The sequence below is a fragment of the Nocardioides sp. LML1-1-1.1 genome (assembly GCF_040676175.1).
In the GTDB taxonomy this organism is placed as follows: Bacteria; Actinomycetota; Actinomycetes; order Propionibacteriales; family Nocardioidaceae; genus Nocardioides.
On sequence record NZ_JBEGHK010000001.1, the window covers coordinates 286,182 to 301,134 of the forward strand.

Annotated in this window: 14 protein-coding genes; 4 read left to right on the forward strand and 10 right to left on the reverse strand. The window is 73.4% G+C overall.

Annotated elements, in window-relative coordinates; genetic code table 11:
* Positions 1-104 precede the first annotated feature (104 nt).
* The 7 genes from MRBLML1_RS01380 to MRBLML1_RS01410 are packed head-to-tail and all read right to left on the reverse strand — an operon-like array spanning position 105 to position 8,320.
* Complete coding sequence (locus MRBLML1_RS01380) at positions 105-2,441, reverse strand: arylsulfatase (RefSeq protein WP_364510301.1); 2,337 nt, start codon at positions 2,439-2,441, stop codon at positions 105-107.
* Complete coding sequence (locus MRBLML1_RS01385; protein WP_364510304.1) at positions 2,438-2,698, reverse strand: DUF202 domain-containing protein; 261 nt, start codon at positions 2,696-2,698, stop codon at positions 2,438-2,440. Before MRBLML1_RS01385 ends, MRBLML1_RS01380 begins: the two co-directional genes overlap by 4 nt.
* Before the next feature lie 6 nt (positions 2,699-2,704).
* Positions 2,705-3,079, reverse strand: coding sequence for a YidH family protein (locus MRBLML1_RS01390; RefSeq protein ID WP_364510307.1), 375 nt, complete (start codon positions 3,077-3,079; stop codon positions 2,705-2,707).
* Positions 3,076-3,861, reverse strand: coding sequence for an SDR family NAD(P)-dependent oxidoreductase (locus MRBLML1_RS01395; RefSeq protein ID WP_364510310.1), 786 nt, complete (start codon positions 3,859-3,861; stop codon positions 3,076-3,078). Before MRBLML1_RS01395 ends, MRBLML1_RS01390 begins: the two co-directional genes overlap by 4 nt.
* A gap of 17 nt (positions 3,862-3,878) precedes the next feature.
* Entirely contained in the window at positions 3,879-6,002 is a 2,124-nt protein-coding gene (locus MRBLML1_RS01400; RefSeq protein WP_364510312.1) for an acetate--CoA ligase family protein, read from the reverse strand.
* Positions 6,003-6,005: 3 nt separating this feature from the next.
* Positions 6,006-6,872 carry an SDR family NAD(P)-dependent oxidoreductase gene (locus tag MRBLML1_RS01405; protein ID WP_364510315.1) on the reverse strand — a complete coding sequence of 289 codons (867 nt, stop codon included), beginning with the start codon at positions 6,870-6,872 and terminating at the stop codon, positions 6,006-6,008.
* Positions 6,869-8,320, reverse strand: coding sequence for an aldehyde dehydrogenase (locus tag MRBLML1_RS01410; protein WP_364510318.1), 1,452 nt, complete (start codon positions 8,318-8,320; stop codon positions 6,869-6,871). The genes MRBLML1_RS01405 and MRBLML1_RS01410 overlap by 4 nt, the downstream gene beginning before the upstream one ends.
* 110 nt (positions 8,321-8,430) lie before the next feature.
* Here MRBLML1_RS01410 and MRBLML1_RS01415 point away from each other — a divergent pair, with 110 nt between their 5' ends.
* The 3 genes from MRBLML1_RS01415 to MRBLML1_RS01425 all read left to right on the forward strand — a co-directional run bounded on the left by MRBLML1_RS01415 (position 8,431) and on the right by MRBLML1_RS01425 (position 11,312).
* The gene (locus MRBLML1_RS01415; protein ID WP_364510321.1) at positions 8,431-9,660 is read left to right on the forward strand and encodes an NAD(P)/FAD-dependent oxidoreductase; all 1,230 of its coding nucleotides are present in this window, start codon (positions 8,431-8,433) and stop codon (positions 9,658-9,660) included.
* Positions 9,657-10,109, forward strand: coding sequence for a nuclear transport factor 2 family protein (locus MRBLML1_RS01420; protein WP_364510323.1), 453 nt, complete (start codon positions 9,657-9,659; stop codon positions 10,107-10,109). Before MRBLML1_RS01415 ends, MRBLML1_RS01420 begins: the two co-directional genes overlap by 4 nt.
* Positions 10,110-10,286: 177 nt before the next feature.
* Positions 10,287-11,312: a type IV toxin-antitoxin system AbiEi family antitoxin domain-containing protein gene (locus MRBLML1_RS01425; RefSeq protein ID WP_364510326.1), complete on the forward strand. Its 1,026-nt coding sequence runs from the start codon at positions 10,287-10,289 to the stop codon at positions 11,310-11,312.
* Between the two features lie 152 nt (positions 11,313-11,464).
* Here the strand turns inward: MRBLML1_RS01425 and MRBLML1_RS01430 are convergent, their stop codons facing one another.
* The gene (locus MRBLML1_RS01430) at positions 11,465-12,478 is read right to left on the reverse strand and encodes an LLM class flavin-dependent oxidoreductase (protein ID WP_364510329.1); all 1,014 of its coding nucleotides are present in this window, start codon (positions 12,476-12,478) and stop codon (positions 11,465-11,467) included.
* A gap of 72 nt (positions 12,479-12,550) precedes the next feature.
* On the opposite strand from MRBLML1_RS01430, the gene MRBLML1_RS01435 reads away from it, so the two are divergent.
* Entirely contained in the window at positions 12,551-12,994 is a 444-nt protein-coding gene (locus MRBLML1_RS01435; protein ID WP_364510333.1) for a nuclear transport factor 2 family protein, read from the forward strand.
* 16 nt (positions 12,995-13,010) lie between these two features.
* On the opposite strand, the gene MRBLML1_RS01440 is transcribed toward MRBLML1_RS01435, so the two are convergent.
* Positions 13,011-13,832 (reverse strand): SDR family NAD(P)-dependent oxidoreductase, encoded by an 822-nt coding sequence (locus MRBLML1_RS01440; protein ID WP_364510336.1) that lies wholly within the window; start codon positions 13,830-13,832, stop codon positions 13,011-13,013.
* Between the two features lie 8 nt (positions 13,833-13,840).
* On the reverse strand, positions 13,841-14,953 hold the full coding sequence (locus MRBLML1_RS01445) for an NAD(P)H-dependent flavin oxidoreductase (protein ID WP_364510339.1): 1,113 nt from the start codon (positions 14,951-14,953) through the stop codon (positions 13,841-13,843).

The window sequence follows — 14,953 nt, forward strand, 5'->3', positions numbered from 1 at the left end:
CCTGCTGTTGCGCCCTTCATCGGGCCTGCCATCGTGACGCGCGTCACGACTTGCATAATCATTAACCTAGATTGCGCGGCCGTCAAGAGATCATGCGCATCATTTCACTGGAGTCCGAGGCCGAGCTCCCGGGCCTGCTCCGCCCGGGCCGCCAGCTGCACCCAGCTGTCCGGGTCCGGGCGGTAGGTCACTGCCTGCAGTACCCCCGTGAACGGGAAGGTACGACGGCGCTGGAACAGCTCCCACGACACCGGCGAGCGGCGGCACACGCCCACGTCGATGCCCTCGAACGGCAGGAAGCTCAGGAACCGGACGAGGTCGGGCGCGACCAGCCGCTCCTCGCCGTCGACCAGGACGCGGGCGGTCCACCGGTTGCCGGTCACCTCCATGTCCAGCCGCAGCGCGGAGGACGGCGCGTCGAGCGGGACCGGGCCGAAGCGGCGCGGGTCGCCGTACTCGTTGTGCTCCAGGAAGAGCCCGCCGTCCTCGACCCACAGCTGGTAGCCGCCCGCCTGGCCGCCGTGGGCGAGCACGATCCCCTCGTCCCCCGGCCGGTAGTCCCACTCCACGTCGACCGACCAGCGGGTGCCCTGGATGAGCATGCTCGCGTGGTGCCGCTCCAGGGTGGGCGTGCCGGCCAGGATCCGCAGCGGCCGCGGCGCCGGGCGAGGCGGGTGCTGGAGGTGCTTGAGACCAGAGCCCTCGTCCAGCGGGTAGACCTGGTTGGCCCAGGCCGCGTCGTCGAAGGCCTGCCGCAGCTCGGCGAGCCGCTCGGGGTGCTCGGCCGCGAGGTCGTGACGCTGCGTGGTGTCGTCCGGGGCGAAGAGCTGCCACAGCTCCTCGCTGAACGGGACACCCGGGCGTCGTACGGTCGCCGCCTCCCAGCCGTCGCGGTAGAACGACCGGTTGCCGACGCACTCGGTGTACTGCTCGCGGTGCGCGCTCGGGGCGTCCGCGTCGCGCACCGTCGCCGCGAAGCTGGCCCCGGCAAGGGCGGCGGCGGGCCGGCCCTCGCGCTGGGTGGGCAGCTCGAGGCCGATCAGGTCGACGAGCGTCGGCAGCACGTCGGTGATGTGGGTGTACTGCCGCCGGACCACCGAGCCACGGTCCTCGATGCCGGCCGGCCAGGACAGGATGAACGGCGACTGCTGGCCGCCGCGCAGGGTGCTGAACTTGTAGAGCCGGAACGGGGTGTTGGAGGCCATCGCCCAGCCCCGCGGGTAGTGCGGCCAGGTGGTCGGTCCACCCAGCGCGTCCAGGTTGTCCGGCAGCCGCTCGTCCACTGCAGGTACGACGCCCGGGGACTGCATGTAGCCGAAGTAGGTCGCCGTGCCGGTGTCCGGGTTGCTCGCCCAGGAGGGCAGCGGCCGGGTCGAGTCGGTGAGCCGGGCGGCGCCGTTGTCGCTGCTGAACACGATCACGGTGTTCTCCAGCTCGCCGAGGTCGGCGAGCAACGCACGCAGGCGGCCGATGCTGCGGTCCATGGCCTCCACCATCGCGGCGTAGACCTCCATCTGGCGGGCGTGCACGGTGCGCTCGGTGTCGTTGAGGTCCGCCCAGGGCTGGACGTCGTGCCCGGCCTCGGCGTTGCGCGGCGGCAGCTCGGTGCCCGCGGGCATCACGCCGAGCTCGACCTGGCGCGCGAGGCGCCGCTCGCGCACGACGTCCCAGCCCTCGTCGTACCGGCCCCGGTGACGGGCGATGTCGTCGGCCTTGGCGTGCATGGGGGCGTGCACGGCGCCGTGGGAGAAGTAGAGGAAGAACGGCTTGTCCGCGTCGGCCGCGCGGACCTCGCGGATCATCCGCTCCGCGCGGTCGGTCAGGTCGTCGGTGAGGTAGTAGTCCTCGGGGTACTCGTCCACGTGCACCACCGAATTGCCCTCGTAGAGCCGGTGCGGGTGGTGGAAGTCGGTGAGCGCCTCCAGGAAGCCGTAGAACTGGTCGAAGCCCCGCTGCAGCGGCCAGTTGTGCCGGCTGCCGGCCTCGGTGAAGTCGTCCTCACGGCACAGGTGCCACTTGCCGACCATCATCGTGGCGTAGCCGTTGGCGCGGAACACCTCCGGCAGCACCGGCTGGTCGAGCGGCAGCTCGGAGACGTAGCCCGGGAAGCCGGGATCGATCTGGGTCGGGAAGCCGATGCCCGCCGCGTGCGCGTTGAGCCCGGTCATCAGCGCCGCACGGGTCGGTGAGCACAGCGGGGTGACCCGGAAGTTGGTGTAGCGCAGGCCGTCCTCCGCGGTGCGGTCCAGGTGTGGCGTGGGGATCTCCGAGCCGAAGCAGCCGAGGTCGGAGAAGCCGAGGTCGTCGGCCAGGACCACGATCACGTTGGGGCTGCCGGGCCTGGCGCGCGGGCGCCGCTCCGGCCAGGCCGGCTCGGACTCGGCCATCGTGGTGCGCGCGGTGCCGTGCCAGTCGCGGTAGGGCTCGAACGGGTCGGTCATCGGGTTCCTCCAGGGGTGAGGGCGGTGGCGAGGGCGAGGGTGCAGTCGAGACCGACCACGACGACGGCCAGGAGCGGCAGCCGCTGACGGGCCAGGACGGCCGTGAGGACGGCGAGGGCGGCCACGGCGACGAGGCCCGGCACGCCGACCGTGCGGCCGAGGTCGTGCAGCGGGACGAGCGAGAGCAGGGTGGCGGCCAGCACGGTGCGCTGCCACGAGAGCTGGGTGCGGTCGGCCGAGCGGCTCGGGTCGGGCACCATCGCTCAGCGCGCCCCCAGGGCCAGCAGGACGGCGCCGGCGGCGACCACGCCCACGACGACGGTGACCGCCCACGGGCCGCGGGTGCCGATCGGCAGCCCGGCCCGGGTCGCGGCCTCCACCGCATGCCAGCGCACGAGGGCCCAGGTGACGGCGGCCAGCCCGCCGGCGGCGAGCAGCACGGCGAGGGCGGTGCGGACGGCGGGAGCGCCCTCCCGCACTAGCTGGGTCACCGCGACCGAGGCGGCGGCGCCGGCCAGCGCGGTCCGGGTCCAGGCCAGGAAGGTGCGCTCGTTGGCGAGGGTCACCCGGTAGTCGACCGAGCCACCGGTGGGGCCATCGGCGGGGCCACCGGCCGGGCCGGTGCGCGGAGCCGTCACCGCAGGCCGCGCCAGGCCGTCGTCCCCCCGTCGACGGGGAGCACCACGCCGGTCAGGAAGGACGCGTCGTCGGAGGCGAGGAAGCAGACCACCTTGGCGACCTCCTCCGGCGTACCGAACCGGGGCAGGAGGTGGGCACCGGTCATCCGGCGCAGCTGCGCCTCCGGGTCCTCGGCGTTGTCCAGCACCGCGCGCGACATGGGCGTCTCGATGGTGCCGGGGGCGAAGGCGTTGACCCGGACCTCCGGTGCCAGGGAGATCGCCGAGGCACGGGTGAGCTGGATGACCGCGCCCTTGCTGGCGGCGTACGCCGGCGTGGCGTAGCCGGTCATCCCCGCCACCGAGGCGGCGTTGATGATCGACGGTCCGCGCCCGGACGCCCGCAGGTACGGCGTCGCCGCCTTCGTCGCGAGGTAGACCGCGGTGAGGTTGACCGCCATCACCTGGTGCCACACCTCTTCCGGCAGCGTGTCCACTGTGGCGTCGGGGGTGAGCATGCTGTCGATGATCCCGGCGTTGTTGACCAGCACGTCGAGGCCGTCGCCGGCCTCGGCCGCACGGTCGACCATCGCGGTGACCTCGGCGGAGACCGTCAGGTCGACCTGGAGCGCGAGCCCCTCCCCGCCGGCCGCACGGATGTCGGCGACGGCGTCCTCGGCGCCGGCCAGGTTGCGGTCGGCCACGGTCACGAACGCCGCGCCCTGGCGGGCCGCCTCGACCGCGATCTCGCGTCCCATGCCCTGCGCGGCGCCGGTGACCAGCACCCGCTTGTCGGTGAGCATCGCTGCTGGTTCCTCTCTCAGTGGGTGTCGCCGGACCAGGTCACCAGCGCGTCGAGCGCCTCGACCGTGCCGCCGTCGACGCGGAGCGGGTTGACCTCGAGACCGTCGAACGCGGCGCCGTGGGCGGCTCCGATGGCCTCCGCCAGCCGGCCGATCCCGGCCACCGCGCTCGCGATGGCGGCCCGGTCCGCGGCCGGCCGGCCGCGCACGCCGTCCAGCAGGGCTCCGCCCCGCAGGCCGGCGAGCATCCGCAGCACCGTGTCCTCGTCGGCCGGCAGCGGAGCCAGCGCGACGTCGTCGAGCACCTCGACGAGCACGCCGCCGAGCCCGACCGCGAGCAGCAGCCCCCAGTCGTCGTCGCGGGTGACCCCGACGAGCAGCTCCGTTGCCGGTGCACGCATCGGCGAGACGAGCGCGCCGTCGAGCCGGGCGTCGGGACGAGCGGCGGCGCAGGTCGCCAGCAGGTCGTCGTACGTCGCGGCGGCGCTGCCGGGCTCCACCCCCAGCCGCACGCCCCCGATGTCGCTCTTGTGGCCGATGTCGGCCGAGACGATCTTCATCGCGACCGGGCCGCCCGCGTCGGCGGCGGCCTTCGCGGCCTCGTCGGCGGAGTGCACGTGCCAGGAGGGGACGTTCGGCACGCCGGCCGCGTCGAGCAGCCCACGCGCAGCCGCCTCGGACAGCGGCTCCCCCGGCACCAGGGCGTCGACCTCGGCGAGGCGCAGCGTCGTGGCGGCGGGCCGGGCGCGCAGCCGGCGCTCGGACCACTGGGCCACCCGCGCGACGCCGTCGACGGCGAGCCGGAGCCCGGGGACGACGTACCCGATCCGGCCGTGGGCGAGGACCTCTCGCACCTGCGGGCCGATCGGCTGGCTGGTCTGGGTGACGTAGAGGACCGGTACGTCGCTGCGCGCGGCGCCGATCGCGTCCACGAACTTCTGCCCGTAGAACGGCTTGCCGTCCTCACGCCACGGCAGGCTGTTGATCGCGAGCACCGCGCCGATCGAGGGATCGGTGCCGACGGCGCTGATCGAGTCGGTCCACAGGGTGGGGTCGATGATCGCCGCACCGGTGATGTCGAGGGGGTTGTGCGCGTGGCCGAAGTCCGGCATCCGCTCCCGCAGCGCGGCGGTCGTCTCCTCCGAGAGCTCGGGCAGCGCGGCGCCGACGACGTCGGCGAGGTCCGCGACGATGTCGCAGGCACCGCCGGAGATGGAGACGACGCCCACGCCCGGACGGGCCAACGGCCCCGTGTGGGCGGCGATCCCGGCCGTCACCAGCATCTCCTCGATGGTGTCGACGCGGATCACGCCGAGGTCTCCGAGCATCGCGTCCACCACGCGGTCGTCACCGACCAGGGCGCCGGTGTGGGAGGCGGCGGAGCGCGCGGCGAGCTCGCTGCGGCCGGCCTTGAGCACGACGACCGCCTTGCCGGCCTCGGCGGCACGGCGAGCGGCGGCGCCGAAGATCTCGGGCTGCTTGATGCTCTCCATGAAGATCGCGACCGCACGCACGGCCGGGTCGTCGACGAGCGCGTCGACGAGGTGCCCGACGGTCACCATCGCCTCGTTGCCGACGGTCAGCACGTGCGAGAGGCCGACGCCGGCCATCGCGGCGTACTCCTTCATCGCGCCACAGCTCGCGCCGCTCTGCGAGATCAGCGCCACCGGCCCGGGCTCGGTCGGCGGGTCCGAGAGCGCCATCGCGGGGATGCCGGCGCCGACGTTGACGAGGCCGAGCACGTTCGGGCCGAGCATCGCGATGCCGAGGTCCTCGGCGAGCGCCACCAGCTCGTCCTGGCGGGCCCGTCCCGCGGAGCCGGTCTCCGACCACCCGGAGCTCAGCACCACGGCGGCCTTGGCACCCGCGGCGGCGGCGTCACGCAGCGCGTCGGGCGCGGCGGCCGCCGGCACCATCACGTGCACGAGGTCGATCGGACGGCCCACCGCGACACAGCTCGGGTACGTCGACCGGCCGTGCACCTCGGCGCTGCGCGGGTTGACCAGGAAGGTGTTCTCCCGGTGCCCGGCGGCCACCAGGTTGGCGTGCAGCAGCGAGGAGAACGTCGACTTGTCGCTGGCGCCGATCAGCCCGAACGTACGGGGGTTCAGCAGGGCGTCGACGGACTCTCGGGTGACCACGGGTCATTCCTCCTCGGGGCTGGGGTGCTCGCCGACCCGGCGGCCGGCCTCGCGGCGGCCGGCCTGGTCGGCGTACTTCTCGTGGGCCATCGGCGACGGACCACCGGCACCGGTCATCCCGGCGTCCACCGGGAGCACGACGCCGGTGACGAAGGCCGCCTCGTCGCTGGCCAGGTAGACGACGCCCGCTGCGACGTCGGCGGGCTGCAGCGGTCGGCTCATGTAGCGCGAGCGGTCGAGCGCCGCCTCCGCGCCCTCCAGGTCGTCCGCGTCGCCGGCGACCAGGTCGGCGGTCATCTGCGAGACGACCGCACCGGGGATCACCACGTTGGCGCGGATGCCGAAGGGGCGCAGCTCGGCGGCCACCGAGTTGGACAGGCCGATCACGCCGGCCTTGACGGCGCTGTAGACGTGCGCGCCGACCCCGCCCATCACACCCGCGGGGCTGGACGTCGAGATGATGACGCCCGATCCCTGGGGCTTCATCACCCGCGCGGCGTGCTTCATGCCGAGCAGGACGCCGCGCAGGTTGATCGCGATGGTGAGGTCCGCGTCGTCCATCCGGGTGCGGTCGATCGGGCCGACCGCACCGATGATGGCGGCGTTGTTGAACATGACGTCGAGCCGGCCGAAGTGCTCGACGGCCGCGTCGACGAGCTCGCGGACGGAGTCCTCGTCGCTGACGTCGGTGCGACGGAAGAGCACACCCTCGCCCAGCTCGGCCGCCAGCGCCGCGCCCGCCTCGGCCTGCACGTCGGCGACGACGACCCGCGCACCCTCGGCGTGGAAGGCCCGGACCGTGCCGGCGCCGATGCCGCTGGCACCGCCCGTGACGACGGCGACCTTGCCCGCGAGTCGCCCAGCCGTCACAGGCCCACCGCGATCGACTTGGTCTCCAGGAAGGCGGCGAAGCCCTCGGGGCCCATCTCGCGGCCGATGCCGGACTGCTTGTAGCCGCCGAACGGCGAGCCGTAGGCCTGCGGGCGGCCGTTGATGCTGACCATGCCGGTGCGCACCCGGCGGGCGACCTCGATCGCGCGGCCGTCGTCACCGGACCAGACCGAGCCGGAGAGGCCGTAGACCGAGTCGTTGGCGATGCGCACGGCGTCCTGCTCGTCGTCGTAGGCGATGACGGCGACGACGGGTCCGAAGATCTCCTCCTGCGCGACGCGCATGCCGTTGTCGACACCCGCGAGCAGGGTCGGCGGCACGAACCAGCCGCCCTCCAGCTCCGGCGGCAGGGTCAGCGTCTCGCCGCCGGTGACGACGCGGGCGCCCTCGTCGCGGCCCAGGGTGATGTAGCCCGCGACCCGGTCGCGCTGGCGCTCGCTGACCATCGGTCCGATCTTGGTGTCGGCGGCCATCGGGTCCCCGACCTTCTGCGCCTTCATCGCCTCGGCGAAGGCGTCGACGAACTCCTTCTCGCGCGAGCGCGGCACCAGCACGCGGGTCTGCGCGATGCAGGCCTGGCCGTTGACCATCATCGCCATCGGCAGCAGCGCCGGTACGACGGTCGACACGTCCGCGTCGTCGAGCAGGATCGCGGCCGACTTGCCGCCCAGCTCCAGGGTGACCCGGGCGACCCGCTCGGCGGCGGAGGCCATGATCTTCTTGCCCGCCAGGCTGCTGCCGGTGAACGCGATCTTGTCGACCTCGGGGTGGGCGACGAGGTGCTCGCCGGCCTCGCGGTCGCCGGGGATGATGCTGAGGACGCCCTCGGGCAGGCCGGCCTCCAGCAGCGCGTCCGCGAACGCGTACGCCGTCAGCGGGGTCTCCGGCGGCGGCTTCAGGACGACCGAGCAACCGGTCGCGAGGGCGGGCGTGATCTTGAGCGAGGGGGTGCTGAGCGGGCCGTTCCAGGGGGTGATCGCGCCGACCACGCCCACCGGCTCCTGGGTCACCAGGCTGCCGTTGCGGCCGTCGGAGCGCAGCTCGTCGTAGGCGAAGGTGCGGGCCATGTCGGCGTAGTAGCGGGTGTGCCGGATCGGGTTCGGCACGTGCGCCATCTCGCTGAACCACAGCGGGCAGCCGAGCTCGGAGGTGATGCTGACGGCGAGCTCGTCGGCGCCCTTCTCCAGGTGGTCGGCGGCGCGGTGCAGCACCTCGGCGCGCTCCTCGGGCGACGTACGCGACCAGACGCCGGAGTCGAAGGACTCCCGGGCCGCGGCGACGGCGGCGTCGACGTCGTCGCTGGAGGCCAGGGCGGCGGTGCCGACGAGCTCCCGGGTGGCCGGGTTGCGGACCTCGATCACCTCGCCGCCGCGCGGAGGCTGCCAGGTGCCTCCGACGAAGAGCTCCGGCCGGTCGGTCATCGACATGGGGGTGCCTCCTCCGGCGAACAGGTCGCCTCGCGGACGTCTATTGCTGATAATGAAACATAACGTATTGTTCGACGTGACGCCAGCCACAATCCGAAGGAGTGAGACCCATGGAACCAGCCCGAGTCGTGATCGTCGGCGCCGGCCTCGCCGGCCTGCGGACGGCCGAGCGCCTGCGCCGGGGCGGGTACGACGGCACGCTCACCCTGGTCGGCGCCGAGGCCCACCTCCCCTACGACCGGCCCCCGCTCTCCAAGGCGCTGCTGGCCGCCTCGGACGAGCCGGCGACCCCGCTGCTACGGGCCCGCGAGCGGTACGACGAGCTCGCGCTGGACCTGCGCCTCGGCGTCCGCGCGGTGTCGCTGGGCGAGGGCGTGGTCACGCTCTCCGACGGCAGCGAGGTCGGCTGGGACCAGCTGGTGGTCGCCACCGGCCTGGTCGCGCGGACCGTGCCCGGCTGGGCTGGGACCGCCGGCGTGCACACCCTGCGCACCTTCGACGACTGCCTGTCCCTGCGCGCGGCAGCCGCCGGCGCACGGCACGCCACGGTCGTCGGGGCGGGCGTCCTCGGCAGCGAGATCGCCGGCAGCCTGCGCGCCCGCGGCCTCGACGTGGCCCTCGTCGACCCGCTCCCCCAGCCCCTGTGCCGGGTCGTGGGCGAGGAGGTCGGCGCCGTCGTCGCGGACCTGCACCGCTCCGCCGGGGTCACCCTGCACCTCGGCCGCTCCGTCGCCTCGCTCTCCTCGTCCGAGGGCCGCGTGTCCGGCGTGGTCCTGGACGACGGCTCGTCGTGGGCCACCGACCTCGTCGTGACCGCCGTCGGCGGCGCACCCGACCTCGACTGGCTCAGCGGCTCCGGGCTCACCCTGGACGACGGCGTGGTCGTCGACGTCCACGGTGCCGCGTCGGTCCCCGGCGTGTGGGCGGTCGGTGACGTCGCCGCCGTCGCCGACCCGCGCGGTGCGGGCCGCCTGCGCATCGAGCACTGGACCGCCGCCGGCGACCTCGCCGCGACCGTCGCCGCCAACGTGCTCGCCACCCTGCGCGGCGAGGCGCCCAAGGCACACACCGAGCTGCCCTACATGTGGAGCGACCAGTACGCCACGAAGGTCCAGTGCCTCGGCCTCCCCCGGCCCGGCGACGAGCTCGTCGTCCTCACCGGCGCGCTCACCGACGGTGCCTTCCTCGCCGCCCACGTGGCCGACGGCCGGGTCCGCGCCGTCTCCGCCGCGGGGATGCCGGCGGCGCTGATGCGCTGTCGTGGCGCGGTGGCGGCCGCCGTACCGGTCGAGGAGCTGGTGGCCCTCGCTCCCTGGGAGCGCAAGAAGGTGTCGGCATGAGCGACCTCGACGCCCTGCTCGCCCGGGTCGCGCGGCTGGAGGAGGCGGAGCTGGCGCGCAACCTGCTGCACGCCTACGCGGAGGAGCTCGACGACCCGACCCCCGAGGCGGTCGCCGACCTCTTCACCGAGGACGGGATGCTGTCCGTGCCGGCAGGCGACTTCACCGGCCGCACGGGGATCACCGCGTTCTACCGCGACCGACTGGGACCGGGGTCCTCGGAGAAGCGGCACTTCATCATGAACGTCCGCACCCGGTCCCTGGGCCCGGGCGTGGTGGAGGTGGCGTCGTACTTCGTCTTCACCGCCCGCGACCCCGACGCCAGCGGCCTGGGCTGGGGCACCTACCTCGACGTCGTGGAGGTCGCCGACGGCACCGCCCGGTTCCGCAGGAAGACGATCACCCCGCACGTGAGCACCGACCTCGCTCGCGGGTGGCCGCGCTTGTAACTACGTGTCCAGACCTCTACCAGGGTGGTCTACCACCCTGGTAGATGCCACAACGCCCGGGTAGATGGCGCCGCCACGCCGCCGAGCGGATCCGCCGGGAGCGCGCCGCCAGCGGGTTATCCACAGGTGGCGATCTCGGCCTGGTGCGAGGCGCGATCTCCAGGCAGCGTGCAGCCCATGGACCCTCGTCTCGCGGCCGTGATCACGACCCAGGGCTTGATCACACGCGGCCAAGCGCTCGACCTCGGCCTGAGCCCGGGTGAGGTACGCCGGCTGCTGCGCCACCGCGAGTGGCTGCCGCTCCGTCGCGGCATCTACACCACCCGTGCGCACTGGGAGTCCCTCGACGTGCACGTCGGGCGGCCGCGCCTCCTCGCCGTCGCCGCCGGGATGGCCGCGACCCGCGGCTGGGTGCTGAGCCACGACTCGGCCTGCCACCTGCTCGGGCTCCCCGTGCTGCGTACCGAGCCGACGCTGGTGCACCTGACCCGTCCGGGCTGGACGAACGCCTGGACCGAGTACGGAATCCGCCATCACCTCGCCGGCTTCGAGCAGCACCAGGTCGTGGAGGTCGACGGCGTCCGCGCCCTCGACCTCGCTCGGACGGCCGTCGACATGGCGCGCGAGCACGGGTTGAAGGCGGGCCTCGTCTCGTGCGACGCGGCCATGAGGAGGGGCGTCACGACTCGCGACCTGGAAGCGGCGTACGCCCGGATGACGAGCTGGCCGGGCATCCGAACGGCCCGTACGGCGGTCGACCTGGCTGATCCCGGCGCCGAGAGCCCGCTCGAGTCGTTGGCCCGCGAGCTGGTCGTCGAGGCCGGCATCGGGATCCCCGACACGCAATTCCCGGTGAAGACGAGCCGCGGTCTCTACTGGGCCGACCTGCAGGTCGGCAACCACGTCGTCGAGGCCGACGGCGAGATCAAGCTCCGCGCGGTCACCGATGGCGGCGTGGCCGGCGACCCGCGCCGCTCGCTGCACGAGGAGAAGCTTCGCGAGCGTGCCCTCGCCGACCGTGGTCTCGTCGTGACGCGGGTCGTCTGGGAGGACATCTGGGGGCGCCGCCGCACGGAGGCCATCACGCGCCTGCGGCGCGACCATGCCGAGTCCGTCGAGCGGTTCGGGCCGGCCGTGAGCCCTGGGCTCGCACAGGAGGCCGTCGAGCTCCGCCGGCGGTACGGCGACCGGCGGGGCGCCTGACCCACCCGCCCCGGAGCCCGGAGCCGGGGCACCGAGCCGGGGCACAGTCGTACCCGCTCGGCGACATCTACCCGGGTGTTGTTGTCTCTACCAGGGTGGTCTACCACCCTGGTAGAGGTCTGAACACGTAGTTACAAGCGGCGATGGCGCGCTCAGCTGAACGCGGGGAGCACCTCGTTCTTGAAGGTCTCCAGGGTCTGGAGCATCCGGTCCTGGGGCAGGTCGTACCACTGCATCCGCAGGATCACGTGGGTGATGCCGATGGCCTCGAGCTCCTTGAGCTGCTCGATGGCGGTGGCGGGGTCGCAGAACAGGTAGGACTTGTCGGCGACGTCGGCGAGGCCGTCCTGGCCCTTGAGGTGGCGGTAGCTGGAGGTCTGGTCGGGGGCCTCGAACTCGGAGTACTTGCGGGTGTTCTCGCCGCGGTAGTGCAGGCCGATCTCTCGGGCCTTCTCGGCGTCGGCGTCGAGCACCAGCTCGCGTCGTACGACGACCTCCTGGGCCGGTCCGCGGCCGAGCCGCTCGCGCTCCTCGGCGTAGAACGCGAGGATCGTGCGGAGCTTCTCGGCCTCCGCGTGGGGCGGCACGATCCAGGCGTCGCCGAGGGCGGCGGCGCGGCGGGCGCCGGCCTTGTGGACCCCGGCGCCGACCCAGACCGGCGGGCCGCCGGCCTGGACGGCGGGGATGCCGATCGACTCGCCCTTGAGGGTGAAGTGCTCACCCTCGAAGTCGACGACCTCGTTGCTCCACAGCCGGCGGAGCAGCTCGACGCCCTCGGTGTAGCGGGCAACGCGGTCGTCCATGGAGATGCCGAAGGCGTCGTACTCGTTGCTGCGGTAGCCCATCCCGAGGCCGGCCACGGCGTGCCCGTCGGTCACCTGGTCGAGGGTCGCGAACTCCTCCGCGACGGCGACCGGGTGGCGCAGCGGGAAGATGTACATGTTGGTGCCCAGGCGCATGTCGCCGGCGTGCTCGGCGAGCGCGGCGAGGGCGACGAGGGGCTGGAGGGTCTGCATGTTGCCGAGGAAGTGGTTGAGCATCCAGGCGGAGGTGATGCCGCTGTCCCGCGCGGCGCGGGTCTGCTCGCGCAGCTCGCCGATCCGGGCCGAGGGCGAGACGTGGGGCGGGAAGTCGTTCTGCAGCGCGAGGCCGAACGTCAACGCCATGGGTTCCTCCAGACAGTCGAGTGCGTCGAATACATACTATTCATATTCATGGTTGTTGGCTAGGGTACGACGGTGACCGCATCACCGGACCGGCTGCTCCGGCTGGAGGAGATCGAGGCGACGCGGAGCCTGCTCGCGTCGTACGCCCGGGCGGCGGACGCGGCATCGGTCGAGCGGATGCTCGCGCTCTTCACCGTCGACGGCGTGGTCGCCAACCGACGCGGGGAGCTCGCCGGCGCACAGGCGATCGGCCGCTACTTCCGCGACACCTGGGGCGCGGACCCCGTCGAGAAGCGGCACTTCGTCACCAACCTCGAGGTCACCTGGCACGGGCCGGGCGAGGTGCGCACGGAGGCCTACTTCCTGTTCGTCGCGCGCACACCCGCGGCCTCCACCCTCGGCTGGGGCCGGTACGACGCGGACGTCCGGGTCGAGGAGGGCACGGCGCGCTTCGCGCGGCTGCGGATGGACCTCGACGTGGCGACCGACCTCGCGGCCGGCTGGCCCGCCGGGTAGTCCTCCGGTCCCGGCCTCAGTCGAGGTCGACGTCCAGCTCTACGTCGTTCATCCCGCGCCAGGCCGTGGTCCCGCCGTCGACCGGGACGTTGATGCCGGTGAGGAAGGACGCCTCGTCGCTGGCGAGGAAGCAGACCACCTGGGCGATCTCGTTGACGGTGCCGCGACGCGGGATGAGGTGGGTGCCGTACATCGCCCGCGCCGTGGCCTTCCGGTCCGATGCGGCCGCCAGGTGGGAGTCGCCCATCGGCGTCTTGATCGCGCCGGGCGAGTAGCAGTTGGCTCGCACGTGCGGGGCGAGGTTGATCGCCGTGGTGCGGGTGAGCTGGATGACCGCGGCCTTCGTCGCGGCGTACGCCGCCATGCCGGCACCGGTCATCCCGGAGACCGAGGCGGCGTTGACGATGCTCGGGCCCCGGTCCGAGGCGCGCAGGTACGGCGCGGCGTGCTTCGTCGTCAGCCACACCGCCTTGAGGTTGATGTCGTTGACGGCGTCCCAGGTGTCCTCGTCGAGGGTGTCGACGCCGACCTTAGCGGCGTCGGTGAAGAGGTGGTCGAGCACGCCGGCGTTGTTGACGAGGACGTCCAGACCGCCCGCCCAGCCGGCGATGTCGTCGATCATCGCCTTGATCTCCGCCGACGAGCGGAGGTTCGCGAGCACCCCGCGGACCTCGGCGCCCTCCGCCCGCACGAGCGCCTCGGTCTCGGCGAGGCCGTCGGCCTCGACGTCGGTGAGACCGACGTGGGTGGCGCCCTGCCGGGCCGCCTCGAGCGCGATCTCGCGGCCCATGCCACGGGCGGCACCGGTGATCAGGACGCGCTTGCTGCCGAGGGTCATGACTTCTCCTAACGATCGAGGGATGCTGCGAGCGCACGCAGGCGTCGCTCGCAGCCGGTGACGAGGTCGGCGACGACCTCTGCCGTCGGGCGCAGCCGGTCGAAGCGGCCGACCACCTGCCCGACGAAGAACGACTCCAGCTCCTGCGCGCCGGCGGATCCCTCGTCGGCGGCGGCGTCGATGACCGCCCAGGCGTCCTTGGCGAGCAGCACCTGCAGCGGCATCGACAACGGCTCGGGGGCGCCGGGCGCCTCCCACGCGTCGTGCCAGGCGCTGCGCAGCTGGCGCGCGGGCTTCCCGGTGCGGGTGCGCGAGCGCACCGTGCCGTGGCTGGGCGCGGCGAGCAGCTTGCGCTTGACCGGGTCCGGGGTGATGTCCTCGGTCGTCGCGAGCCAGACCGATCCGCACCAGGCGCCGGCGGCGCCGAGCGCGAGCGCGGCCGCGAGCTGGTCACCCGAGGCGATGCCTCCCGCCGCCAGCACCGGTACGTCGCCCGCGAGCTCCACGACCTCCGGCGTCAGCACCATCGTGGCGATCGAGCCGGTGTGCCCTCCCGCCTCGGTCCCCTGGGCGACGAGCACGTCCACGCCCGCGGCGAGCTGTCGCTCGGCGTGCTCGCGCCGGCCGACGAGCGCGGCGACCGGGATCCCGGCGCCGTGCGCCCGCTCGACCATCGCCGGTGGGGGCGGACCGAGCGCATTGGCGACGAGCGCGACGGGATGCGCGAAGGTGACGTCGAGGAGGTCCTCGACCCCACCCGGCGCGATCGCCTGCGCGGTGTCGTCGGCACCTCGCGCGGCGGTGAGCCGGCCCGGGTCGATGCCGTGGCGTTCGAGCAGGCCCGCCACGAATTCCCAGTGCTGGGGCGGGATCCGAGCTCGCTGGTCGGCCGCGACGTCAGCGGTCCCGGCGGGGACCAGCAGGTCGACACCGTACGGCGCGCCGGCGGTCCGCTCCTCGATCCAGCGCAGCTGGGCGTCCAGCTCCTCGGGCCGGTACGCCGTCGCGGCCAGCACACCGAGCCCACCGGCGCGCGACACCTCGGCCACCACGCCGGGCGAGCGGCTGAAGCCGACGAGCGGGTGCGCGATCCCGACGAGATCGGTGAACGCGGTCCGCAC

What these genes read in the sequence shown, in the direction of transcription:
- MRBLML1_RS01380 (WP_364510301.1), bottom strand. Translation starts at nt 2,441, where the DNA reads ATGACCGACCCGTTCGAGCCCTACCGCGACTGGCACGGCACCGCGCGC.
- MRBLML1_RS01395 (WP_364510310.1), bottom strand. Translation starts at nt 3,861, where the DNA reads ATGCTCACCGACAAGCGGGTGCTGGTCACCGGCGCCGCGCAGGGCATG.
- MRBLML1_RS01410 (WP_364510318.1), bottom strand. Translation starts at nt 8,320, where the DNA reads ATGTCGATGACCGACCGGCCGGAGCTCTTCGTCGGAGGCACCTGGCAG.
- MRBLML1_RS01415 (WP_364510321.1), top strand. Translation starts at nt 8,431, where the DNA reads ATGGAACCAGCCCGAGTCGTGATCGTCGGCGCCGGCCTCGCCGGCCTG.
- MRBLML1_RS01420 (WP_364510323.1), top strand. Translation starts at nt 9,657, where the DNA reads ATGAGCGACCTCGACGCCCTGCTCGCCCGGGTCGCGCGGCTGGAGGAG.
- MRBLML1_RS01425 (WP_364510326.1), top strand. Translation starts at nt 10,287, where the DNA reads ATGGACCCTCGTCTCGCGGCCGTGATCACGACCCAGGGCTTGATCACA.
- MRBLML1_RS01430 (WP_364510329.1), bottom strand. Translation starts at nt 12,478, where the DNA reads ATGGCGTTGACGTTCGGCCTCGCGCTGCAGAACGACTTCCCGCCCCAC.
- MRBLML1_RS01440 (WP_364510336.1), bottom strand. Translation starts at nt 13,832, where the DNA reads ATGACCCTCGGCAGCAAGCGCGTCCTGATCACCGGTGCCGCCCGTGGC.